Source organism: Kitasatospora sp. NPDC088742, assembly GCF_055584905.1.
This window is the reverse complement of the sequence record NZ_JBVJLD010000020.1, coordinates 1-21,306: the sequence shown is the minus strand read 5'-3', so window position 1 is coordinate 21,306 and position 21,306 is coordinate 1. Positions and strand designations below refer to the sequence as shown.

The following is a 21,306-nucleotide window of genomic DNA, read 5'->3' as shown; positions in this document are numbered from 1 at the left end:
CCTCTCGGCTCGTGCGGCTCGTGCGGCTCGTCGGCGGCTCGCGTCCGGCTTCATCTGCGGCCGCCCCATGAAAGCGCATGCCCGCACCGCCGCACCCACCGGGGTGGCCGTCATCGGCCCGTCATCGGCCCGTTCTCGCTCTGCTACCAGCTCGGCGGCGCCTTCGGCCCGGCCCTGGCGGCGATGCTCCTCCCCGCCTGATGCCTCGAACGCCTCGGCGTGGTCCGCCGGGGTCACAGGAGACGAGGAGGTCGGGGTCTCCGTCCCCCGGAGAGTTCCGGAGGACCGAGACCCCGACGGTGTGTCAGTTCAGCGGACGGCAGAGCAGCACGTCGGGGACTCCGCCGTGGCTCCAGCGCCAGGTGAAGCCGACCCCGGCCAGGTACTCGTCGTCGCCGCACTGGCCCTTGTAGTAGCCGGGCGCCCAGTCACTGCCGGTGGAGCCGCCGGTGGCGGGCCGGTTGTCGCCGTGGTCGAACCAGACGTTGCGGCCGGTGACCGGCAGCGCCCGTGCGGCGGGTGCGCAGAGCAGGGCGGCCATCGCGTTGCCGTTGACGGCGTACCCGGCGGCGAAGGTGTTGTCGGGGCACTGGAGCTTGTTGTAACCGGACGCCCAGTCCCCGTGGTTGACGAACCGTTCGTCGGTGACGACGGTCCACGCCGCCCCGGCTGCGGCGCCCGGCCGGCGCGCGTCCGTGCACAGGCCGCGCGAGTCGCTGCGGCCCAGGCCGGTCAGCCGGCTGCCGTCGGGGCAGCTGCCCTTGCGGTTGCCGCTGCTCCAGTCGCTGCGGGCGAGCATGGTCCGGGAGCGGTTCTGGTCGCCGAAGTCCAGGTTGAGCATGTTCCAGTGGTCGACCTGGGGGACGGCGCCGGTCCGGCCCGGGGCGTTGACCAGCTTGTTCCAGTCGGCAGCGCGCCAGTCGGCGGGGTCCTGGACGGTGGTGGTGCGGCGGCCGGTGGCGTCGTAGTTGACGAGGGCCCAGTCGTCGTTGACCTCACCGTTCGGCCTGGTCCAGCCGACCAGCGGCCACTGGGCGAAGTCGGTGTCGTTGCGGACCAGGATGTCGGTGAAGTTCTTCCACCAGGCCCGGTCCTTGGGGTCGGTGGCGCGGCTGCCGGAGCCGAACTCGCTGATCCAGACCGGGGCGGTGAAGTGCTGGCCAGCCGTGGTGACGAACAGCGCCTGGTCGTTGACGACCTGGATCAGCTGCTCGGGCGTCAGGTCGCGGTAGCGCGGGTCGTTGGTCTCGCCGTTCTGCCAACCCCCGCTCGCCCCGGTGTGGTTGGGGCCGGTGTAGGAGTAGAAGTGCGCCGAGTAGACCAGCTTGCCGGAGTCGATCAGGGTGTTGGAGAGGGTACGGACCGGGGTGAGGGTCGGACGGCCGTGGCTGAACATCCCCTGCGGGATGCCCTGCCAGTTGATGCCCTCCATCACGATCAGCATGTCCGGATCGGCCTGGAGGATCCGGTTGCCCGCCTCCTCCAGGACCTTGTAGAGATCGTGATCGTCACCCCAGCCCCAGTTGGGGTCGTCCCAGGTGTCGCGGCGGACCTCGTTGCGCAGGTCGGCGCCGACCACCCGCTTGTCGTTCTTGTACCGGTTCACCAGGAACAGCCAGTCGTCGACCCACTGCTGGGTGGACTGGCCGCTGTTCCAGCGCTCGTTGCCGTCCAGGCCGCAGCAGAAGCGGTAGCTGGTGGTGTGGTTGTTGAGGACGACCGCGAAGCCGTCCGCCGTGAGGGCGGCGACCACCGCGTCGTACACCTGGAGCGGTGTGCGGCCCCGGAGTTCGGGGTTGGCGGCGACGGCCGCGTCCGGGACGGGCGCGGTGTCGTGGAGCATCGCGTTGGCGAAGGGAAGCCGGATGCTGTTGATGCCGAGCTCGTGGAAGTCGGCCAGGATCCGGCTGACCGGGGTGCGGTCCAGGCCGAGCGGGATGTTGCTCGACTTCTGGTCGGCCTGGTGGTTGGTGACGTCGTTGACGTCGCCGCTGCCCTCGTAAGTGCCTTGGGCCCCGGCCCAGTTGCCCGACTTGAGCTTGAAGCGGTTGCCGGCGGCGTCGACCACGTACCGGCCCCGGGTGCTCAGCGGGCCGGTCCAGGAGGCGGCCAGCTGAGGGCCCGTCAGTGCGGCAGGCGTCGTTGCCGGGGCGGCTGCCGGTATGGCTGCTTGTCCGGCTGCCGATGCCGCGCCCGGGACGGCGACGAACAGGAGGGAGACGGCGGCGAGTGCGGCCGGGAGGCCTCGTGCGCCGCGGAAGGTTCTGGTGGATCGCATGGCGAATCTCCAGGAGGGTGGGGTGAGTTGGGGTGGTGCGACCCCGGGACCGCCGCCCGCGCGAGGCCCCGGGGGGAACGGGGAGGGCGTCAGCCCTTGAGATCGCTGGAGGCGCCGCACCAGCCGCCACCCGGTGGCCCGGCCTCGCCGTAGGCGTGGGACCAGAGGTTCAGGGTGCTCCCGGCGCCCTGCGCTTCGCCGCCGCCCGCGGTGGTGCCGGGGACCGCCGGGGCTGAGCTCCGCTCCGTGGGCACTCATCTCGCATCCTTGAGGGTGGGGAGAACGGGTGTACTCCGTGCCGGTGGTGCGGGGTGTGACGGTGCGTCGGCCCCGCCGCACGAGCGGGCCGGGTCGTTCGGATGGTGCGGGTCGTGCGGGTCGTGCGGGTCGTGCGGGTCGTGCCGCTTACGGGAACAGCGCCTGGATGCCCAGGACGGCGGCTCCGCGTGCCCAGTCCTCCCAGGGGAGCGGACGCAGGGTCAGGGGGCAGTTCGCCGCGGCCTTGAAGGTGTGCGCGGCGTAGGCGTCCTTTATGTGGGTGCCCAGCAGGTCGTAGGTGTCGAGCCCCTCGCCGGTCACCACGACTCGCTCGGGGCCGAACAGGTTGACCAGGACGGCGATGCCGGTGCCGATCGCCCGGCCGGCGTGGGCGAAGGCCGCGCGGGCGGCGGGGTCGCCGCGGCGGGCGAGGTCGACGGCGCCGTCGAAGTCCAGCTCCGCGAGGCCGGTGGCGTCGCGGACCCGGGCCAGGATCGCGCCGCTGGAGGCGGCCGCCTCGACGCAGCCGGTCTGGCCGCAGTGGCAGCGCGGGCCGTTCGGGTCGATGCTGATGTGGCCCAGCTCGCCGGACACGCCGTACGCCCCGGTGATCAGGCGGCCGTTGACGACCAGTCCGGAACCGACGCCCGCGCCGATCGTGACCAGCGCGAAGTGCTCGGTGCCGATACCCTCGCCGAACCAGTGCTCAGCAGCGGTGATCGCCTTGACGTCGTTCTCCACGATGACGTGGAAGCCGGTCCGTTCCGCCACCAACTCGGCGAGCGGGACGTCCTGCCAGCCCGGCAGCACGGAGTAGCGGACCCGGCCGGCGGGGCGGTCCACGTCACCGGAGACCGCGATGCCGAGGTGGCGGATGCGCTTGCGCAGGCCGGGGTCGCGGCTCAGCAGCAGCTCGACGGAGTCGCAGATCAGCGCGCAGACGGCGGCCGGGCTGCGGTCCGCGCCGAGGCGGCGGCCGGTGGTGGCCCGGACGCCGGCCCGCAGGTCGCAGACCACGGCGTAGAGCGCGTCGGCGCTGACCTTGACGCCGAGGAAGAACTCCCGGTCGACCGTGACGGCCAGGGGGTTGACCGGGCGCCCGGCCCCGGGGGCGGTGCGCTCCGGGGGGAGTTCGTGCAGGTAGCCGTCGTCGATCAGGGGGCGGGCCGCCTTGGTGATCGCGGTTCCCGACAGCCCGACGCGCCGGGCCAGCTCGACCCTGCTGAGCGGCCCTTCGGCCAACAGCAGGGCGAGGAGGGCGGTTTCGGCCGGTGCGGTGACCAACGGCTGAGTGTGGGTTGGAAACACGGGAGCAATGTAGCGACGAATAAATAACTTCGTCCAGTATTGATTTCAGGCCACCGTGCCGCCCGCCCTCTGGGCGCCTGTGGTACTTGACGGATCATCAACCCAGGTAAATAAATAACTTCTTCACGTATTGATTCACTCGGAGAGCTACCTTGCCCGCGTTGCCGTCCTCCATCTCCTTCGACCCCGCCGACGGCTTCGCCGCAGACCGCCCGCTCCCGGTCTCCCCCGCGGACAGCAGCTTCGAGTCCGACGGAGCCACCGACGAGCTCGCCCCGCAGACCAGCACCCCCGCCGCCCACGCCCGCCTGACGGGGAGCCAACCGGCCGGAGGATCTTGGGAGTTACGCGAAAGTGCGCCGCCGCCATGGCCTACCGTCAGATGCATGTCACATCTGCTGATACTTCTCCTGGGCATGGCAGGGGCACTGGCCCCGGAGGTCGTCCGCCTCTACGCGATCCGGAACGACCCGGCCCGCTTCCAGTGGTCGTGGTTCTACGTCGTGATATCCGTGCTCTTCGCCGGACTCGGCGGCCTGCTGGCCCTGGCGCTCCCCGCGACGACCTACTGGGGCGCCGTGTACGTGGGCGCCTCGACGCCCGTGCTGGTCAACTCCCTTGTGCGCAAGGGCCGCGAGGTGACCCGACCGGAGATGCGCTCGCACCCCGGCCCCGGGCCGGCGCCGAAGCTGTCCGCGGTCAACTCGTACCTCCGAGGACTGTGAGCATGCGCGGCGAAGCCCGGTCCACGGTGGGCGACACGATCGTGGTGTGCCGGCCGGACCAGTTGCGCGAGGCCGCCGTCGTCGCCTCCTGCCTGCCCGCCGGCCGGTTCACACCGGTCATCTCGATCGAACCGCCACCCGTGTCGAGGGCGGCACAGGAGCGGACCTACGAGCTCTACAAGGCGCTCGACGAACAGCTGAGGACCCGTGCGGGCACGCCCCTCGGCATCGCCGAGGTCGTCAACGGCGGCCGGGAGGGCGCGCAGCGCGCGGCGGAGCAGATCGGCGGTCTGCAGTTCCTCCGGAGCGAGCTGGCTCCCTACCGGTCGTGGGCCAGGTACAACAGGATGCTCTCGGAGCAGCTCGAACTGCTGGGCTTCCGAAGGGCCGTCTTCCTCGACGAGTTCCCGCCCGACGACCTGAGGGTCCACGACGCCGGGATCGAGGCCCGGTACGTCCGGTACCTCGCCGAGAACGGTCACGATGACGACCGGCCCGCCCAGGTGTTCGACGCCGTACCGGAGAAGCTGTACCTCACCGGGCTGGAGCTCCGTGAACTGACGGACCGCGCTTGGCAGCTGCTGCGCGGGCCCGACGAGGTTCCCGGGCCCGCCGTCGAGGTGCCCCACGACGATCCGTCCGGCTACCCGGCCGCTCTCTTCGTCGCCCTGCGCACCGGAGGTGTGCTCCGTGCGGTCGAGCACCCGGCCACCCCCGCCGATGCGCTGCTCGCCCGGGTCAACCCGGACGGAGACGAGGCAGTCCTCGTCGAGGCCACCGGGCGTGCGGACTCCCTGCTCGGCGCCCTCTACGCCCACCACCGGTCCGCACGGCTGGTGGTCACCGCGGCACCCGACATCGAACGGGTCCGGGACGCGGTGGCCACGCGCCAGCGCCGGGTCGCCGCGTCCGCAGCACGTGGCGAGGACGCGGCGAGCCGGGGCACCGGCCTCGCCGCGGCCGTGCGGGGAGTCGTGGCGAGAAGCCCGCTGAACCCCTATGCCGGCCTGGAAGCCGCAGTGACCGCGCAACTGCCGGAGACGGCCATCGCCGAGGTCGGCGACCGTCGGCTGACGGCCTTCACCGTCGGCGTCCCGTACTCCTTCGTCCGCACCCGTGCGGCGGACTGGTCGCGCAAGCCCATCGGACACGTGGCGACGGACCCGGCGCTGATCATCCTCGGTGAGCTCTCCGCGGCCACGGCAGGACCTCGTACCGAGGGTTTCAGCCTGATCTTCGATCCCGGCTTCTTCCAGGTCTCGGAGACCGAGGACGTCATGAGATCGGTCGCGGCCCACTTCGCCCACCCCATCCTGTTGTCGGGTGACGATGCCACCATGACCGCTCTGATCGAGCTGCCGCAGCGTCTGCCCGTGGACCTGCTGTTCTTCAACACGCACGGTGCGGACGACCGGATCGAACTGCACGGCGCCGCGTTGGAGAGCCACCTGATCCCGCAGTGGGTCGGGCTGGGACGCCGGCCGATCGTGTTCAACAACTCGTGCCAGTCCTGGACCGGTGTCGGACGGGAGTTCGTCCGCAGCGGTGCCGGAGGCTACCTCGGCACGCTCTGGGACATCCCCTCCCGACCGGCGTCGGACTTCGCGGGAGTCGTCATCGACCGGCTCACCACCGGTGGAGCAGCCGTCAGCGACGCCATCGTCGACACCGGTCTACGCCGCGGCATCGAGCGCGCCTACGTCTTCGTCGGCACGGCGAACAGCCGCCTGGCCCAGCAGCACGGGCACTCGAACGGTGGCGAAGCCGCGCTGGCCCAGTGCTCCCTCCTCGCCGAAGCTGCCCAGGTGTCCTCACCCACCGTGCAGCCCGTCCTGCGGCGGGAGATCACCACCCTCCGCCGGGCCGTGGAGAGCACCGAGCACCGGAACACCGCGGCGTACGCGGAGGTGCTGCTGCACGAGCTGCGTCTGCGGGCGAGGTACGGGCCGGGCAACGGCGGGCCGGGCAACGGCGAACCGGCCGAGCCGGACGCCGAGTTGATCGCTCGGCTCGACGCCACGCTCCGCGCCCTCGACCCCCTCCACCCGGATCTCGACCGCCTGTGGGCCCTTCGCCACGAGCGCACCGGGAGTCTCCTCGAAGGCCGCGGGGACTGGCCCGGAGCGCTGCGCGACTTCGACCGGAGCATCGGCTTCGGCGAGGCCTCCCCGAACCGGGCCGCGCTGATGCTGCGGCGGGGCCAGCTCCTGATGCGGCAGGGTGATCACGAGCAGGCGCTGGCCGTGGTGCGCTCCGCGCGTGACCTGTCCCGGGCCGCGGCGGACCTGGCCGGTGAGATGCGCGCGATCGGCGTGCTCGGCCAGCTGAGCAAGCGGCTCCAGCGCCACGACGAGGCGATGTCGCTCGCGAAGCAGGGTCACACCCTGGCCATCCGGCTGGAGGACCGGTACGCCCAGGGCACCTTCCTGCTGGACCAGTGCGCCCTGCACCGGCTCGCCGGCCGCCGGGAGGCCGCAACCTCCGCGGCGACCAAGGCACTTGAGACCTTCCGCCTCGACGGCAGCGCCGGCGGCGAACTCCGGGCCCTCGGCACGCTCGGTGGTTGCTTCCGTGACCAGGGCGACCTGCGGGCAGCGGGCGGCTGCGCGTTGGCGGGCCTGGAGCAGGCGCAGCAGCTGAACGATCCTCTGGAGACGGCGTCCTTCCGCGGTGACCTGGGCCAGGTGTACGTGCTCCTGGGCAAGGACGAGGAAGCGCTGCCCCACCTCCGCCGAGCTGTGTCGGAGTTCGTGGGACTCGGAGCCTGGGAGCTGGCGGCCGCCTTCCTGCACCTCCTCGCCGAATGTGCCGCCCGGCTGGGCGACATGGAGGCGCAGTGGTCCGTCGCCACCTCGGGAGGCGCTATCTGCGCCGGGAGCGCCCACCTGGCGCCCACCGTCGTGCGGACCACGGTCGAGGCGCTCAAGGAGGCGTTCGTCGGCAGTGATGCCGCGACGATCGCGGCCGGGATGCCGGGCCTGGTCCAGGCGGTCGGGCTCGGAGGCGAGGAGGACCGGGACCCCGGGGTGCATCTGGCGTTCCTCGCCGATGTGGTGCGGCTGCTGTGGATCTGGCTGATGCGCGACGACCCGGCGCACGCGAGCGAGGCGGCGCGCCGCTTGGACGCGGTGTCCGGCGGCGGGCTGGGCCTGGAGGAGTTCGTGGCGCTCAGCCATGGTCAGCGCGCGAGCGAGTGGGCGCGGAGGGGCGAGGGTCCCGCATGAGGCTCACCGGCGTGGGCCCGCGAACGCGTACAGGAGGGTGCCGGCCGCGAGGAGGGTCCAGGCCGTCCAGGTGGATGGGGAGGTGGCCGGGTCGAGGAGCATCCAGTGGAGCACCTCGCCGGCCGGGCCCGGGGTGCCCGGGACGCAGAGGGTGACGGCGAGCCAGGCGGTGGGCGGGATCCAGGCGTAGGTGGCGCCGCCGAGCACCGCGCCCAGGGCGGCCAGGCCGGCCAGGCCGGCGCAGTCGCGCAGGAGCAGCGAGGCCGGGGCGAGGTCCGCGCCCGCGGCGCGGGCCGCCAGGAGGGTGGTGGCGGCAACTGCGGCGAGCAGGAGGACGTGTGCGGCCCGACGGGGGGCCCAGCGGATGGCGGCGGTGCGGTCCAAGTCGGCGTCCTGGCCCGCCAGTCCGATGCTCGCGGCCGCCACCGCCGCAGTGGCCAGCAGGGCGGCGAGCGGCGGGTTCGACGCTCCGTCACCCCCGCGGGCGAGGGCGGCCGCCGCAGCTCCGAGGAGGAGGACGGCCGCTGACGAGAGCGGCACCTGACGGGAACGGGCGTACAGCGTCAGCCAGTTCACGATCCCGCCTCCCCCGCCGACAGCAGCGGCTGTGAACCACCGGCGCAGGAAAGGGCGTCGGCGTGCACCTTCGCCACCAGTGCCCGCTGCTCCTCGGGGCGCAGCGCCGCCAGCTTCGCCCGTCCCGCCTCGGCCCGGGCCCAGACCCGGCGTGAGTACTCGTCCGTACCGGGCTGCTCCAGCGGGACGATGCCGGTGTCGCCGAGGGCCCAGGAGGCGAGGACGCTCTGCAGGGCCACGCCGTCCTCGCCGCCGCCCTCGCGGTCGTTGTGGCCGCGGCAGTTCGGCGCCAGGGCCTGGCCGACCAGGGCGCGGGTCAGGGCCCGGCCGGTGGCACCGGCGAGCACCCGTTCGTCGAAGTCGACCAGCACCACCCCGTCCGAGAGGGCTCGTTCGTCGCCGAGCCCGTACAGGTGGGCGTCCTCGGCGACCGTCGCGGGGGCCTTGTCTCCCAGTGCCGCGCGCAGGATCTCCAGGGCCTCCCGGCCGCTGCGCGCCAGTTCGGGCAGCCGGGCGCCGTTCGCCCTGGTCACGCAGACCGGGCCGTCGCAGAGCGGTGCGGCGGCGGACCGGTCGACCACGTAGCTGTCGCGCGCCTGGGCCGGGAGCACCGCCATCGCCAGCGAAGCGCCCGTCAACACCGGTACCAGAGCGAGCAGTCGGGCCCGGCGGGAGGCCGCGGCCAGCAGGGCGAAGCCGGTGGCGAGCAGGCCGAGCAGCCAGAGCGTCTGGCCGAGGTGGACGGAGCCGGAGAGGGTGAGCAGCATCTCCCGGGGATCCACCACCGCCGGGGAGAGCAGGGAGAGCCGGTTGGGCGCGAGGCCCGACGGGAGTGCGCGGTCGCCGTTCTGCCGCAGCAGGCTCACCGCCAGCAGGGCGAGCACCGTCAGGGCGGGCGGGGTGAGGGCGGAGGGCAGCGCCCGGGAGACGCCCATCCCGAAGACGGCACCCGCCGCCAGTGCCAGCGCCCCCACCAGCGAGACCGGCACCCACCCGAGGGTGAGGTACTCCGTCCCGCCGACGGCCACCTGGACGGCACCGACCAGCACCAGCAGCCCGAAGCAGCAGACCAGGGTCAGTGCCATCGCACCGGCCGGAACCGCCGCCCGCTGTGCGGGAGTTCGGGGGGTGGTGGACAGCAGCTCGGCCATCCGGGAGCGAGAGTCGCGCAGCCCGTAGAGCGCGCCGAGGCCCACCACCAGCGGCCACCAGAAGCCCAGCAGGTACCTGGTCCACATCGCCATCGTGGTCCACTGGGCCGTCCACCCGGCGGTGCCCCGCCACCACACCCCGTCGATCAGGAGGAAGACCGCCAGGCTCCCGGCCAGCACCACCAGGCCCGCCCACGGCGCGGCCGAGCGCCGCAGCTCGATGCGCAGCATCCGCAGTATCCGCGTGTTCACCAAGTACCGTCCTTCTGGCCAGAGTTGCTGAGCAGTGCCGAGTAGCCGCGTTCCAGCGGGCTGTCGCCCGGGTGCTCCGGCCCACCGGCGGCGGCCAGTTGCTCCGGCGTGCCCTGGAAGACCAGGTGGCCGGCGGCGAACAGCACCACGTCGCTGCAGGCGGCCGCGACGTCCTCCACCAGGTGGGTGGAGACCACCACGCAGGCCTCCCGGCCCAACTCCTGGAGCAGTTCCCGGAATCGCAGCCGCTGGGCCGGGTCGAGCCCGGCCGTCGGCTCGTCCAGCAGCAGCACGTCCGGGTCGTTGACGATCGCCTGGGCGATGCCGGCCCGCCGCACCATGCCGCCGGAGAGGGTCTTCATCCGGTGGTCGGCGCGGTCCGCCAGGCCCACCCGCTCCACCGCCCGTTGGGCGGCGCCGGGGATCTCGGCCGCCGGCACCTCCTTCAACCAGGCCATGTACTCGACGAATTCACGCACCGTGAAGCGCTTGTAGTAGCCGAACTCCTGTGGCAGGTAGCCGATCCGGCGCCGCAGCGCCCGGTGGTCGGTACGCGCGCCGATGGGGCTGCCGAGCAGTTCCAGGTCGCCTCCGGCGGGGCGCAGCGCGGTGGCGAGGGCACGGATCAGGGTGGTCTTCCCGGCGCCGTTGGGGCCGAGCAGGCCGTGGGCGCCGGTGCCGAGGGAGAGGTCGAGGCCGTCGACTGCCATCTTGGTGCGGCCGGCCCGCACCTTGAGGCCGGTGGCCCGGATCTCCCAGGCGTAGGTCCGGGGCGCGATGTCGACCGCGCTCGTCGGGGGTGTCATGTGCTGAGGGCCTTTCGGGGTCGGGTTCAGGTCGGGTTCAGGTCGGGTTCAGATCGGGGGTACAGGTCGGGCTGACAAGCGGGTCTTCACCGCGTCGAGTACGCGTTCCTGCGCAGGGCGACGGCTGCCGCCCCGAGGGCCAGCACCGCTGCCCAGAGCGGGAGTTGGTCCGTTGCCGGGGCCAGGAGGGGGTGGCCGGCCGCCACGGCGGGTGCCAGGACGGCGAGCACCCAGCCGCCCGCCAGGGCGGCGGAGGCGCGGGTCACGCCGACGAAGCCGCCCAGCGCCAGGGCGGCGGAGGTGAAGGCGAGCGAGGGCAGCAGCCACTGAGCGGCCGTCATGGCGCCGGTCAGCCAGCCCTCCAGCAGGAGCAGCGGCAGCACGAAGGCCAGCACCGCCGTGGTACGGCGCAGCAGCAGGGGCAGTCCGGCCCGGGCGGTGGTGGCCGTGAGCTCGTGCGCCGGGTCGAGGGTGCCCGACCAGGAGGCGGCGACCGCGCCGAGCGGCAGCACGGGTGCGAGCAGCAGCAGCGGCGACACCCCGCCGAACAGGCCCGACGGCCCGGCCCGGTCCAGCAGCAGGGCCAGCAGGGTGACGGCGAGGGTCATCGCCAGCCAGGGGGCCATCGCCGGAGTGAGCCAGGCCGAGACCCAACTCGGCCTGCGGCGCAGTGGTGCCGGCGCCGTCACCAACTGCGGCTCCAGCTCGGCCCGTACGGTCTCCAGCAGCGCGGCGAGGTCCGGGGCCCCGGTGGCCACCGACTCCGTCAGCCGGCCCCGGCACGGCGCACACCCTTCGAGGTGCCCCTCCAGCGCCCAGACGGTGTCGGCGGGCAGCTCGGCACCGCCCCGCGCATAGGCGTCGATCAGCTGCTCCGACGCGTGCTCCACCTTCTCGTCCCTCACGTCAGTGCCTTCCGCATCGCGATCCGGGCCCGGCGGGCACGGGTCTTGACCGTGCCTTCGGGCAGTCTGAGCAGCACCGCGGTCTCCCGGACCGTCAGCCCGTCGAGCACCGTGGCCTGCAGCACCTCGCGCAGCTCCGGCGCCAGTCTCCGCAGGGCGTCTCCGACGTCGCCGCCGACCGTCCCGGCCAGCGCCTCCTCCTCCGCCCCGGGCGCCACCGCCCGCGAGGCGGCGGCCGCCGGCGGCTCGGCGTGGTGCGCCCGGCGGCGGAACGCGTCCACCAGCCGCCGCGCGGCGATGGTCCACAGCCACCCCACCGCCGACCCGCCCACCGCACTCCCGGCGAACGCCCCGGCGGCGCGCCACACCGCGAGGTAGGTCTCCTGCATCACCTCGGCGACGATCTGCTCGTCGGCACACCGCCGCCGCAGCCGCACCGCCAACCACGGTGCCGTCCGCCGGTACAGCTCGTCGAAGGCCGCGCGCTCACCGCGCGCGACCAGCCGGACGAGGCGTTCCTCGTCCAGCGTCTCCAGCGCTCCGGGCGCCCTCCTGCGTGATCTCACACCTGCCAGACGGCGGGCGCCGCCGCGAGGTTCTCGAAATCGGGTGACCTGCGTCACATCGCCCTGACGAAGCGCCAGGTCACGGACCCGCCAAGGAGGCAGCCCCTAGCCGAAGCGCCACCACTGGTCGGCGTAGTCCTGGCCGCAGGAGACCTGTTCCGCCGCGCGGCCCGGCTCTCGCTCGCGGGCCACCAGGCACTTGTGGGTGGCGGTGTTGAACAGCTGGAAGTACCCGGCGCGGTCACCGGTGCCCGGCTGGAGCTGCCACTGCCGGCCGTCGGCTCCGCCGGTGCAGTCGTCCAGCCGGACAGGGCCGACGGGAGCTGGGGCGGTGAGGCAGCGCCCGGTGGCGCCGTCGCGCAGGGTGTGGGTTTCGGCGGCCGGTGTGCCCAGCGTCCAGGTCCGGTCCGCACCGCCACCGCCGCCGCCGCCGCCCGTGCAGGCGTCCTGGACGGGGACCGGCTCGGCTTCGGGGCCGGGCGCGCGTAGGCAGAGCCCGCTGCTGCTGTTGACGAGGGGGCGGCTCGTGGGTGACCCCGCAACGGCCGCCGAACCGGCCGACGGCGCCGCGCTCGTGACGGTGCGTCCGCCACCCTCGTCGTCCCGGCCGCCGACCGCCAGGACCGCGACGACCGTCGCCACGCCCGCCAGGGCGAGTGCGCAGGCCGCGACGGCCAGGCCCGCGCGGCGGCCGGGGCCGCCGTCCGGCCGTCCGGCGTGGACGTTGATCTGCAGGTTCCCGTCGCCGTGCACCACCCCGGTCTCGCCGTGGTAGCTCGTTCCGCCGGTGCCGTCGCCCTGCTCGGGCGCGGCCCCGGTCACGACTGCGGGCCGAAGTGGTTCGTCTGGACGTTGCCGTCGCCGGACATCAGCGCGGTGGGGCCGTGGAACACGTTGCCCGTGACGCCGCCGCCGGACGGGCGGGAGGTCGGGGCCACCTGGTCGAGCAGGGACCGGAGCTCCGCCGCGAGCGCGGCCCGCTCCTGCGGCTCCAACTCCTCCAACAGGTCGACGGTGCGGGTCCGCCAGGCCGAGACCGCCTCCGACCGGAGCAGCTCCAGCTCCGCGGAGCCCTCCTGCCCGGCCTCCTCCAACTCCTCGGCGGTGCGGTCGAGTCGCTCCAGCTGCACCGTCTCCCGCCGCCGGTCGGCCCGCCCCAGCAGCCCGGCCAACCGCTGCCGGAACACCTGCCAGGCATCCGTACCGGCGGCCTGGACGACCCCCGAACCCACCGACGCGGCCAACGCCATCAGCGCGGCATCCAACACGACTACTCCCCTCGACGCCCCCGGCACCGCTCCTCCGACACCAGTACGAAGGGTGTCAGCCGCATGCCTCCGGCGCCAGACGGCCCGCACCCCGCGGCCCCGAGGTCCCGCGACCCCGAGGCCACGGGGTGGCCCCTTCGGGTGGATCCGGGCCGCCACCACCGCGTTGCGCCCGCCCGGGGGCCGTACGTGCACCTACGCTCCGCAGATGGACGACGCATGGACCGCAGAGCAGGCAGGCTGGTACCGGATCGGCCCGGAGGGCCAGGAGTTCCTCGGGCTCGAACTCCCCGACGGCGCACCGCCCTTGGAAGGCGAGGGCCTGGTCCTCGAGCTCGGCCCGGGCGACACCGCCAGCTGGCACCCGGGCCTCACCCGCTCGGTGCGGGTGGACGACGCCCCCACCCGCACGATCCCCTGGGACCACTCCTACGACAACGACTGAGAACCGCGCGGGCAGCGGACTGCGGTCAGCGGCCCGGAGCGGAGGCCGGCAGGGCGTCCAGGACGCGGAAGGTGATGCCGGCCTTGAGGAGCCGGTCGACCAGGGGGCGTCCCATCGCGACCGCCGTGGTCAACTGGCCGGAGGTGGGCGGGAGTTCGTCGTAGGCGAGGCAGAGGGCCGACTCGGCGAGCATCATGGCCGTCTCCTGGTAGCCGGGGTCGCCGCCGGAGACCTCGGTGAGCACGGCCCGGCCGTCGTCCGTCCGGGCGGCGAAGCGGACGGTGAACCAGTTCCGGGCCCGCTGGCGTTCGCTCGGGCCCTCGCCGGGCTTGCGGAGGGTTCCCAACAGGCGCCGCAGCACGGGGAGTTGGGCGGCGACGGCGAGGCCCGCCACCGCCGCGATGCCGCCCAGCGCGACGGGTAGGCGCTTGACGGCGGCGTAGTGGGTGTAGCCGAACTCCTCGCCGTACTCCTCCAGCGCCGCCGCCGACCGCGCGACCACCTGCGGGTCGATCGCGGGCATCGGCACCACCCAGGCCCGGGCCGGCACCGAGCGCCGCACCCGGCCCATCGGGGTGTGGATCCGACGCCCCTTCGGCCACGGCTCCGCCGCGCGCCGGGCCTTCGCCGCGCCCGCCATCTGCCGGGGCCGGGAGAAGGCGAGCAGCGCCGAGGCGAAGGTGCCGCCCGAGACGGTGCCGCCGACCCGGACGTAGCCCTCCACCGAGAGATGCTTCAACGGGCCGCCCCGGCGCAGCAGTTCGTCCACCGTGAAGAGCACGCCGAGGTCATGCGGGACGGAGTCGAAGCCGCAGGCGTGCACCAGCCGGGCACCGCTGGCCACCGCCCGCTGGTGGTGGCTCAGGTACATCCGGTCGACGAACTCCGGCTCGCCGGTGAGGTCCACGTAGTCGGTGCCGCTCTCCGCGCAGGCGGCCACCAGCGGCTCGCCGTGCCGCAGGTAGGGGCCGACCGTGGAGATCACCACCCGGGCGGAGGCGGCGACTTCGCGCAGCGCCTCGCGGTCCGCCGCGTCGACGACCAGCAGCGGAAGGTCGGCGCAGCGCGGGTCGATCTCGGCCAGCCGGGAGCGGACGGCGGCCAGCCTGCCGTGGTCGCGCCCGGCGAGGGCCCAGCGGCAGCCCTCGGGGACGGCGCCGGCCAGGTACTCGGCGGTGAGCCCGCCGGTGAACCCGGTGGCACCGAACAGGACGAGGTCGTACGGGCGCGGTTCGGCCATCAACGGTCCCTGCCTACCTACTCGCGGGTAATCGACTGCGCCACGCTAGGAGCCCTCCGCCGAGCTGTCAACGACCCCGCACGCGTGGCTCCGCGGTGTGCGGCGGAAACCCACCGGACGGAGCGTCAGCGCAGCAGCCGCGCGACGCACCGGTCCCAGTCGACCCAGGAGCCCTCGGACCCCGGCGGCACCACCCGGTGGGTGCGGGCCAGGAAGGCGGCCAGGTCTCTGGTGGGAGCTCGCAGCACGGCCATGCCGTCCCCGGCCGGGCCGCACAGCGCGAGCAGCGTGGTCCGCCCGTCGACCGGGCTTATGTGGACGTCGCCCTCCCCGCTCGGGCCCACCAGACCCTCCGCCAGCAGGTCCCGGCCGAAGGCCCAGAAGACCGCGACGGGCTCCTTGGGGAAGTAGCAGCGGACCGCCCAGGGATCGGCGGTGCTGTAGAAGAGCTCCACCGGCACGTCCGCGCACGGCCCGGCCTGGTGACGCATCGCCGTCCGCGCCGTGATCAAGTCCGTCATCCACCGATCTCCCCTCGTCCCCGGCTCCTCCGAGCCGGCCGCCGGGAGCGCGCCTGCCCCGTAATCGCGGGGACATGCCTACGACGGGGTCAGCCTGCTGACGGCGTGTCGGCGAACGGGGTGCCGAACGAGGCCGGCGTGAGGGTGGCGGGAAGCACGCCGAGCTGCTGCAGGACCGAGGTGCGGTCGTACGCGTCCACGCCGCGCGCGATCCGCCCGTCCTCGGCGAACTCGAGCAGGCTCATCACGTAGAGGGAGAAGGTCCTGCCCCGGCTGGACTCGGGGAGGCAGAGGAACGGCTCCCTGATGGTGGCGGTGTACTGCACGTGGGCCAGCGCGTGCCCGGGGCCGACCTGCACCTCCAGCGGGACGGCGTGGATGTCCGCGAAGAGGTCCCCGGCCCGGCGGAAGTACTCGTTCAACTCCCGGTGGCCACGGTAGGAGTGGCCGAAGGCCTTGTCCTCGATCACCGCGTCCTCGGTGTAGTACGCCATGGCGTCGTCCGGCGCCGTGGGCGAGTCCCACATCACCACCCAGCGCTCCACGAACGCCTTCCGCTCACCCTCGTCGAACTGCTGCTGCACGGACTGCCGCACGGGCCTCATCCCTTTCCACGACCGGCCTTCGTCCCGGACCGCCAGTGCCGGATCACCGCGGCGGTCACCCTCGGGTGCGCCAGGCCCGCCGGGGAGCCGCTGAGGCTGACGGCGTTCCAGACGCGCGCGGCCACCCCGGCGTCCTCGGCCGCCGCCCGCATGGTCGCCCCGAACGCCTGGCCCAGCAGGCGGGCCAGGGCCGGGTGGGTCCCGGGGACCTGGGGCATGGCCCGGTCCGCCAGGGTCGAGAACAGCCACGGCAGCCGGACCGCCCGCGCGGCCTCCCGGTAGAACCGCCGCGGCAGCCCCTCCGGGCCGTCGAACAGGCACCGCTGCAGGGCCCTCGCCTCCAGTGCCGCCACCGTCATGCCCGCCCCGTAGATCGGGTTGAGGCTGCACAGCGCGTCGCCGAACGAGACCAGGCCCTCGGGCACCCGGCGCAGCCGGTGGAACTCCCGGCGCACGCAGTCCGGGTACTTGAAGGAGGAGATGCCGCTGATCGGCTCCGCCGCCGCGAGCGCCTTCCGGGTGCCGGCGGGGAGCATGGCGCCGGCGAAGACGAGGAACTCCTCCGGCGTCTCCGGCGGGTGGTCGGCGCGGCCGAAGCCGTACAGCGAGAGCACCCAGGCGTCGTTCTCCTGCTCGGTGAGGACCAGGCCGCGCGGGCGCGCCGGGGTCGCCCCGACCAGTACGCCCTTCGCCGCGCCCAGCCCGCCCGGGGGCACATGGAAGCGGCGGCTGGCGTAGCCGACGTCGACGCGCAGGCGCTTCTCGGCGGGCGCCGGGTAGCCGAGCGACCGGAGCCAGGCCGTGCCGCGTCCGGCCCGTCCCATCGCGTCCAGCACCAGGTCGGCCCCGAGGTCCTCCGCGGCCCCGGCCACCCCGGCCCGTGCCAGCCGCACGCCGCTCACCCGGGCGGGGTCCGCGGCGATCGGCCCGACGGCCTCGAAGCCCTGCCGCAGGCTGACGTTGGGCAGCGCGGCGACCCGCTCGCGCAGCCGGTCCTCCAGGAACGGCCGGCTCACCTGGAGCACCCGCCCCAGCGGCACCTGCCGCAGGCGGGAGCCGAAGAAGACGATCTCGAGTTCGTCCAGCGCACCGGCGAACGTGCCTCCCCCGTCGACCAGTTGGGCCACGAAGCCGGGGAAGAAGGCGTCCAGCACCTCCGCTCCGGCGCCCGTCAGCGAGTGCACGTGCGCGCCCTGCGGGACGCCGCGCCGCACGGCCGGGGCGTCCGGGAGGGTGTCCCGCTCGACCAGGGTGACGCGGTCGAAGTGTCCGGCGAGCGCCCGGGCCGCGCACAGACCACCGATGCCCGCACCGAGCACCACGGCGTGCGCCGTCCCCGGACGGCCTTCGCTCCGCGCTGGATCCACCATCGGCTCCGATCGCCCGCCGCCGCCAGGAAGTCGAACCGACGCTACCGCCGCCGCGGACGCCGGGACAGCACCGACGGCAGCACCCCGCCCACCGGTCGGCGCACTCCGCCGGAGCGCGCCCACCCGGTGCGCCGACCGCGCCCCAGGCCGCCACGTCCGTCAGTTGACGCGGAGTGCCCCGACGGACCGCGTCATGACGGTGCGTCGGCTCCGACCGTCAACTGACGGATCTCGGCGGGCCGGTGGCGGGGCGAGGCTGTGGACGTCCCGAGATCCACGGCACCGCCCGAGGTGCCCCCGGAAAGGAGCAGTCCGATGACCGCCGAGAAGAACACCCGCCCCAACCGCCCGGCGGCGACCACCAAGGCCGCGCTGGTGGCGACCGCGAGTGCCGCACTGGCCACCGCCGTGGTCGGCGTCGCCGGCACCGCGAGCGCCAGCGCCCCCGTCACCGCCGTCGCCCCGGAGGCCGCCCAGGTCACGGCCGGTGCCAAGCCCACCATCGTGCTGGTGCAGGGGCGTTCGCCGACGCGTCCAGCTGGTCCGGCGTCATCAAGCGCCTCCAGGCTGACGGTTAGCCGGTGGTGGCCCCCGCCGTGCCGCTGCGCGGGCCCGACTCCGACGCGGCCTCGCTCCGTGCCGTGATCGAGCACATCCCCGGCCCCAAGGTTCTGGTGGGCCACTCCTACGGCGGCTTCGTCGCCCAGCACTTCGCCCTCCACCACCCCGAACGGCTGCACGGGCTGGTGCTGTACGAGAGCGCGCCGCTGACCGGCCCGGAGCACCAGGCCGAAGCCGCCACCCGGGTCGGGGAGTTCGTCGCACGCAACGCCGCACACCCCGGACTCCCGGCCGCGCTGGCCGGTCTGCACACGGCCGGCACGGTCACCGACGACGAGGAGATCACGGCGGCGCTGCGCGCGCTGCTGCCGGTCTACTTCGCCCACTTCTGGGACCGGGAAGGGGAGTTCGCCGATCTGCGCGGCCGGGTGCGCTGCACCTACATCTCACCGCTGGACGAGCACGGCGCACCCGACCTGATCGACGACCGGGAGGCGCCGGCCTTCCTCACCGTGCCGAAGCTGGTGGTGGTCGGACGGTACGACGTCGTCTGCGGGCCGCGGTGGGCGCGTGAGCTCCACGGCCTGGTCCCGGGTTCCCGGCTGGCGGTGCTCGCGGAGAGCGGGCACTTCGGCCACCTGGAGGAACCGGCCGTGTTCGCCGGGGCGGTGCGCGCGTTCGTCCGTTCGGTGCCCGTGCGGGCACCGCTCACACCGCGAGCACCCATGGAAGGGAGCAGGCCATGACCGGCACCTGGTTGGTCACCGGAGCGTCCAGGGGCTTCGGGCGGAGCCTCACCGAGGCGGTCCTCCAGGCGGGTGGGCAGGTGGTCGCCACCGCCCGGCGGCCGGAGGCGCTCGACGACCTGGCGGACCGTCACGGCGAACGGATCAGGGCCGTGGCCCTCGACGTCACGGACCCGGCCGCCGCCCGCGCGGCGGTGCGGGCCGGCGTCGAGTCCTTCGGGCGGCTGGACGTGGTGGTGAACAACGCCGGGTACGCCAACAGCGCCCCGATCGAGGAGATGACGGACCAGGACTTCCGGGCCCAGGTCGAGGCCAACTTCTTCGGCGTGGTGAACGTGACCCGGGCCGCCCTGCCCGTGCTGCGCGCCCAACGCGCGGGCACCTTCGTGCAGTTCTCCTCCCTCGGCGGCCGGGTCGGCGGGACGCCCGGGATGGGGGCCTACCAGAGCGCCAAGTTCGCCGTGGAGGGGTTCTCGGAGGTGCTCGCCGCCGAGGTGGCGCCCTTCGGCCTCGCGGTGGTCATCGTCGAACCGGGCGCGTTCCGCACCGACTGGCAGGGCTCCTCGATGGAGCTGCACGCCGTCGGCGAGGACTACCGGGAGACGGTCGGCGCGATGAACTCCTACCGGGCCGCCAACAACGGTACCCAGCCCGGCGATCCGGACCGCGCGGCCCGGGTGGTCCTCGACGTGGTCGGCCGGCCGGACCCGCCGCGCCGTCTGCTGCTCGGCGCCGCGGCGGTGACGGCCGCCCTGGCGGCGGGCCGGGCCCGCGAGGCCGAGACGGAACGCTGGGCCGAGGCCTCCCGCGCGGCCGACTTCCCCACCTGAACACCCCTTGATGACAACGTACTTGAAGGAGAACACGATGGCAGCCAGCTACACCGGCACGGTGACCGTCACGGGCGAGGGCCGCAACGGCGGCCAGGTCGCCTCCAGCGACGGCGCGCTCACCACCGCGCTCGCCATACCGGCGGAGTTCGGCGGGGCCGGCGGCGCCACCAACCCCGAGCAGCTCTTCGCCGCCGGCTGGGGCGCGTGCTTCCTCGGCGCGGTGCGGCGGGCCGCCGCCACCCGCAAGGTCCGGCTCACCAGCACGGCCGTCACGGTCGAGGCGACGCTGACCCACGGCGAGGACGACGCGTTCGGCCTGAGCGCCGTGCTCAAGCTCGAACTCGGCGGCGTGGAGCAGCAGATGGCCGAGGAGCTCGGTGCCGCCGCGCACCAGCTCTGCCCGTACTCGAAGGCCACCCGCGGCAACATCCCGGTCACCGTCGACGCCGTCGCGGTCTGACCCTCCGCCCCTCCCCCGGGCCGGTCCCCCACGGGCCGGCCCGGGCCCTCCCCGAAAGGCTTCCCATGATCACCAGGCGCACCTTCACCAAGGCCCTCGGCACCGGGGCCGCGGCCGCCTCCCTCACCGGCGCCGGCATCCCGGCCGCGTTCCCCTCCGGCATCGCCCCCGCCCCGGTCGTTCCCGCCGTCACCCCGGGCACCCACACCACCTTCCCCACCCTCAAGCACGTCCGGGCCGGGCTGCTCGACGTCGGCTACGCCGAACTCGGGCCCGCCGGCGGCCCGGTGGTGCTCTGCCTGCACGGCTGGCCGTACGACATCCACAGCTTCGCGGACGTCGCCCCGCTCCTCGCCGACCTCGGCTACCGGGTGATCGTCCCCTACCTCCGGGGCCACGGCACCACCCGCTTCCTCTCCTCCCGCACCTTCCGCAACGGCCAGCAGTCCGCCGTCGCCCTGGACGTGCTGGCCCTGATGGACGCCCTCGGGATCGACCGCGCCGTGCTGGCCGGCTTCGACTGGGGTTCGCGGACCGCCGGCATCCTGGCCGCCCTGTGGCCGGAGCGGGTCAAGGCCCTGGTGTCGGTCAGCGGCTACCTGATCACCGACCGGGCCGCCCAGCTCAACCCGATCGCGGCGGCGGCCGAACACACCTGGTGGTACCAGTACTACTTCGCCACCGAGCGCGGCGAGCGGGCGATGCAGGACCCGGACCGCCGCCGCGAGTTGACCCGCTTCGTCTGGCAACAGGTCTCCCCCACCTGGCAGTTCGACGAGGCCACCTTCGCCCGCACGGCGGCCGCCTTCGAGAACCCCGACTACGCCGCCGTGGTCGTCCACAACTACCGCTGGCGCCTGGGCGTCGCCGACGGCGAGCACCGCTACAACCAGTACGAGGCCCGTCTCGCCCGCCGACCCGCCATCACCGTGCCGACCGTCACCCTGGACGCCGGCCTCGACCCCTTCACCGCCCCCGGCGACGGCACGTCCTACCGCACCAAGTTCACCGGCCCCTACGACCACCGCACCCTCCCCACCACCGGCCACAACCTCCCCCAGGAGGCCCCGACCGCCTTCGCCCAGGCCGTGGTCGACGCGGACCACCTCTGAGCTAGTACTGCAACGGTGCTTACCGTGACTGCTGTTGGGTTTGCTCGTTGGACTGTTCATGGGTGGGGACATATCTGACGTCGATGCTCGTCGCTG

Annotated in this window: 22 protein-coding genes; 7 read left to right on the top strand and 15 right to left on the bottom strand. The window is 73.8% G+C overall.

Annotation, left to right across the window (positions count from 1 at the left end):
• Nucleotides 1-304 precede the first annotated feature (304 nt).
• The 3 genes from ACZ6ZR_RS17620 to ACZ6ZR_RS17610 form a co-directional block, all read right to left on the bottom strand.
• Nucleotides 305-2,278 (bottom strand): glycoside hydrolase family 5 protein, encoded by a 1,974-nt coding sequence (locus tag ACZ6ZR_RS17620; protein ID WP_465643212.1) that lies wholly within the window; start codon nucleotides 2,276-2,278, stop codon nucleotides 305-307.
• Nucleotides 2,279-2,367: 89 nt separating this feature from the next.
• The gene (locus ACZ6ZR_RS17615) at nucleotides 2,368-2,532 is read right to left on the bottom strand and encodes a hypothetical protein (protein WP_465643210.1); all 165 of its coding nucleotides are present in this window, start codon (nucleotides 2,530-2,532) and stop codon (nucleotides 2,368-2,370) included.
• 151 nt (nucleotides 2,533-2,683) lie between these two features.
• Nucleotides 2,684-3,820: an ROK family protein gene (locus tag ACZ6ZR_RS17610; RefSeq protein ID WP_465643208.1), complete on the bottom strand. Its 1,137-nt coding sequence runs from the start codon at nucleotides 3,818-3,820 to the stop codon at nucleotides 2,684-2,686.
• Nucleotides 3,821-4,230: 410 nt separating this feature from the next.
• Between ACZ6ZR_RS17610 and ACZ6ZR_RS17605 the strand changes: the two genes are divergently transcribed.
• Nucleotides 4,231-4,569 carry a hypothetical protein gene (locus ACZ6ZR_RS17605; RefSeq protein ID WP_465643206.1) on the top strand — a complete coding sequence of 113 codons (339 nt, stop codon included), beginning with the start codon at nucleotides 4,231-4,233 and terminating at the stop codon, nucleotides 4,567-4,569.
• Between the two features lie 2 nt (nucleotides 4,570-4,571).
• A complete protein-coding gene (locus ACZ6ZR_RS17600; protein WP_465643204.1) occupies nucleotides 4,572-7,793 on the top strand; it encodes a tetratricopeptide repeat protein in 3,222 nt (1,073 codons plus the stop codon).
• 3 nt (nucleotides 7,794-7,796) lie between these two features.
• Here ACZ6ZR_RS17600 and ACZ6ZR_RS17595 read toward each other — a convergent pair whose 3' ends face one another.
• The 7 genes from ACZ6ZR_RS17595 to ACZ6ZR_RS17565 all read right to left on the bottom strand — a co-directional run bounded on the left by ACZ6ZR_RS17595 (nucleotide 7,797) and on the right by ACZ6ZR_RS17565 (nucleotide 13,317).
• A complete protein-coding gene (locus ACZ6ZR_RS17595; RefSeq protein WP_465643202.1) occupies nucleotides 7,797-8,369 on the bottom strand; it encodes a hypothetical protein in 573 nt (190 codons plus the stop codon).
• Nucleotides 8,366-9,751: a hypothetical protein gene (locus tag ACZ6ZR_RS17590; protein WP_465643392.1), complete on the bottom strand. Its 1,386-nt coding sequence runs from the start codon at nucleotides 9,749-9,751 to the stop codon at nucleotides 8,366-8,368. The genes ACZ6ZR_RS17595 and ACZ6ZR_RS17590 overlap by 4 nt, the downstream gene beginning before the upstream one ends.
• 17 nt (nucleotides 9,752-9,768) lie before the next feature.
• Complete coding sequence (locus ACZ6ZR_RS17585) at nucleotides 9,769-10,578, bottom strand: ABC transporter ATP-binding protein (protein WP_465643200.1); 810 nt, start codon at nucleotides 10,576-10,578, stop codon at nucleotides 9,769-9,771.
• An 86-nt stretch (nucleotides 10,579-10,664) separates the two neighbouring features.
• On the bottom strand, nucleotides 10,665-11,483 hold the full coding sequence (locus tag ACZ6ZR_RS17580) for a zf-HC2 domain-containing protein (protein WP_465643198.1): 819 nt from the start codon (nucleotides 11,481-11,483) through the stop codon (nucleotides 10,665-10,667).
• On the bottom strand, nucleotides 11,480-12,049 hold the full coding sequence (locus ACZ6ZR_RS17575) for an RNA polymerase sigma factor (RefSeq protein WP_465643196.1): 570 nt from the start codon (nucleotides 12,047-12,049) through the stop codon (nucleotides 11,480-11,482). Before ACZ6ZR_RS17575 ends, ACZ6ZR_RS17580 begins: the two co-directional genes overlap by 4 nt.
• Before the next feature lie 105 nt (nucleotides 12,050-12,154).
• The gene (locus ACZ6ZR_RS17570; RefSeq protein WP_465643194.1) at nucleotides 12,155-12,871 is read right to left on the bottom strand and encodes an RICIN domain-containing protein; all 717 of its coding nucleotides are present in this window, start codon (nucleotides 12,869-12,871) and stop codon (nucleotides 12,155-12,157) included.
• Nucleotides 12,868-13,317, bottom strand: a complete 450-nt coding sequence (locus ACZ6ZR_RS17565; protein WP_465643192.1) for a hypothetical protein — start codon at nucleotides 13,315-13,317, stop codon at nucleotides 12,868-12,870. Before ACZ6ZR_RS17565 ends, ACZ6ZR_RS17570 begins: the two co-directional genes overlap by 4 nt.
• 208 nt (nucleotides 13,318-13,525) lie before the next feature.
• Between ACZ6ZR_RS17565 and ACZ6ZR_RS17560 the strand changes: the two genes are divergently transcribed.
• Nucleotides 13,526-13,762 (top strand): hypothetical protein, encoded by a 237-nt coding sequence (locus tag ACZ6ZR_RS17560; protein ID WP_465643190.1) that lies wholly within the window; start codon nucleotides 13,526-13,528, stop codon nucleotides 13,760-13,762.
• Between the two features lie 25 nt (nucleotides 13,763-13,787).
• On the opposite strand, the gene ACZ6ZR_RS17555 is transcribed toward ACZ6ZR_RS17560, so the two are convergent.
• The 5 genes from ACZ6ZR_RS17555 to ACZ6ZR_RS17535 form a co-directional block, all read right to left on the bottom strand.
• A complete protein-coding gene (locus tag ACZ6ZR_RS17555) occupies nucleotides 13,788-15,002 on the bottom strand; it encodes a saccharopine dehydrogenase family protein (RefSeq protein ID WP_465643188.1) in 1,215 nt (404 codons plus the stop codon).
• Nucleotides 15,003-15,127: 125 nt separating this feature from the next.
• Nucleotides 15,128-15,523, bottom strand: coding sequence for an SsgA family sporulation/cell division regulator (locus tag ACZ6ZR_RS17550; RefSeq protein WP_465643186.1), 396 nt, complete (start codon nucleotides 15,521-15,523; stop codon nucleotides 15,128-15,130).
• A gap of 89 nt (nucleotides 15,524-15,612) precedes the next feature.
• Nucleotides 15,613-16,119, bottom strand: coding sequence for a nuclear transport factor 2 family protein (locus tag ACZ6ZR_RS17545; RefSeq protein ID WP_465643184.1), 507 nt, complete (start codon nucleotides 16,117-16,119; stop codon nucleotides 15,613-15,615).
• Nucleotides 16,120-16,124: 5 nt separating this feature from the next.
• Nucleotides 16,125-17,498, bottom strand: coding sequence for an FAD-dependent oxidoreductase (locus ACZ6ZR_RS17540; RefSeq protein ID WP_465643182.1), 1,374 nt, complete (start codon nucleotides 17,496-17,498; stop codon nucleotides 16,125-16,127).
• A 191-nt stretch (nucleotides 17,499-17,689) separates the two neighbouring features.
• Nucleotides 17,690-17,992 (bottom strand): hypothetical protein, encoded by a 303-nt coding sequence (locus ACZ6ZR_RS17535; RefSeq protein WP_465643180.1) that lies wholly within the window; start codon nucleotides 17,990-17,992, stop codon nucleotides 17,690-17,692.
• An 87-nt stretch (nucleotides 17,993-18,079) separates the two neighbouring features.
• On the opposite strand from ACZ6ZR_RS17535, the gene ACZ6ZR_RS17530 reads away from it, so the two are divergent.
• The 4 genes from ACZ6ZR_RS17530 to ACZ6ZR_RS17515 all read left to right on the top strand — a co-directional run bounded on the left by ACZ6ZR_RS17530 (nucleotide 18,080) and on the right by ACZ6ZR_RS17515 (nucleotide 21,210).
• The gene (locus ACZ6ZR_RS17530; RefSeq protein WP_465643178.1) at nucleotides 18,080-18,805 is read left to right on the top strand and encodes an alpha/beta fold hydrolase; all 726 of its coding nucleotides are present in this window, start codon (nucleotides 18,080-18,082) and stop codon (nucleotides 18,803-18,805) included.
• Nucleotides 18,802-19,635, top strand: coding sequence for an oxidoreductase (locus ACZ6ZR_RS17525; protein ID WP_465643176.1), 834 nt, complete (start codon nucleotides 18,802-18,804; stop codon nucleotides 19,633-19,635). Before ACZ6ZR_RS17530 ends, ACZ6ZR_RS17525 begins: the two co-directional genes overlap by 4 nt.
• Before the next feature lie 37 nt (nucleotides 19,636-19,672).
• On the top strand, nucleotides 19,673-20,098 hold the full coding sequence (locus ACZ6ZR_RS17520; RefSeq protein ID WP_465643174.1) for an Ohr family peroxiredoxin: 426 nt from the start codon (nucleotides 19,673-19,675) through the stop codon (nucleotides 20,096-20,098).
• A gap of 65 nt (nucleotides 20,099-20,163) precedes the next feature.
• On the top strand, nucleotides 20,164-21,210 hold the full coding sequence (locus tag ACZ6ZR_RS17515; protein ID WP_465643172.1) for an alpha/beta fold hydrolase: 1,047 nt from the start codon (nucleotides 20,164-20,166) through the stop codon (nucleotides 21,208-21,210).
• The last annotated feature ends 96 nt before the right edge of the window (nucleotides 21,211-21,306 follow it).

What these genes read in the sequence shown, in the direction of transcription:
- ACZ6ZR_RS17520 (WP_465643174.1), top strand. Translation starts at nt 19,673, where the DNA reads ATGGCAGCCAGCTACACCGGCACGGTGACCGTCACGGGCGAGGGCCGC.
- ACZ6ZR_RS17605 (WP_465643206.1), top strand. Translation starts at nt 4,231, where the DNA reads ATGTCACATCTGCTGATACTTCTCCTGGGCATGGCAGGGGCACTGGCC.
- ACZ6ZR_RS17560 (WP_465643190.1), top strand. Translation starts at nt 13,526, where the DNA reads ATGGACGACGCATGGACCGCAGAGCAGGCAGGCTGGTACCGGATCGGC.
- ACZ6ZR_RS17525 (WP_465643176.1), top strand. Translation starts at nt 18,802, where the DNA reads ATGACCGGCACCTGGTTGGTCACCGGAGCGTCCAGGGGCTTCGGGCGG.
- ACZ6ZR_RS17590 (WP_465643392.1), bottom strand. Translation starts at nt 9,751, where the DNA reads ATGCTGCGCATCGAGCTGCGGCGCTCGGCCGCGCCGTGGGCGGGCCTG.
- ACZ6ZR_RS17515 (WP_465643172.1), top strand. Translation starts at nt 20,164, where the DNA reads ATGATCACCAGGCGCACCTTCACCAAGGCCCTCGGCACCGGGGCCGCG.
- ACZ6ZR_RS17600 (WP_465643204.1), top strand. Translation starts at nt 4,572, where the DNA reads ATGCGCGGCGAAGCCCGGTCCACGGTGGGCGACACGATCGTGGTGTGC.
- ACZ6ZR_RS17555 (WP_465643188.1), bottom strand. Translation starts at nt 15,002, where the DNA reads ATGGCCGAACCGCGCCCGTACGACCTCGTCCTGTTCGGTGCCACCGGG.
- ACZ6ZR_RS17540 (WP_465643182.1), bottom strand. Translation starts at nt 17,498, where the DNA reads ATGGTGGATCCAGCGCGGAGCGAAGGCCGTCCGGGGACGGCGCACGCC.
- ACZ6ZR_RS17585 (WP_465643200.1), bottom strand. Translation starts at nt 10,578, where the DNA reads ATGACACCCCCGACGAGCGCGGTCGACATCGCGCCCCGGACCTACGCC.
- ACZ6ZR_RS17620 (WP_465643212.1), bottom strand. Translation starts at nt 2,278, where the DNA reads ATGCGATCCACCAGAACCTTCCGCGGCGCACGAGGCCTCCCGGCCGCA.
- ACZ6ZR_RS17550 (WP_465643186.1), bottom strand. Translation starts at nt 15,523, where the DNA reads ATGACGGACTTGATCACGGCGCGGACGGCGATGCGTCACCAGGCCGGG.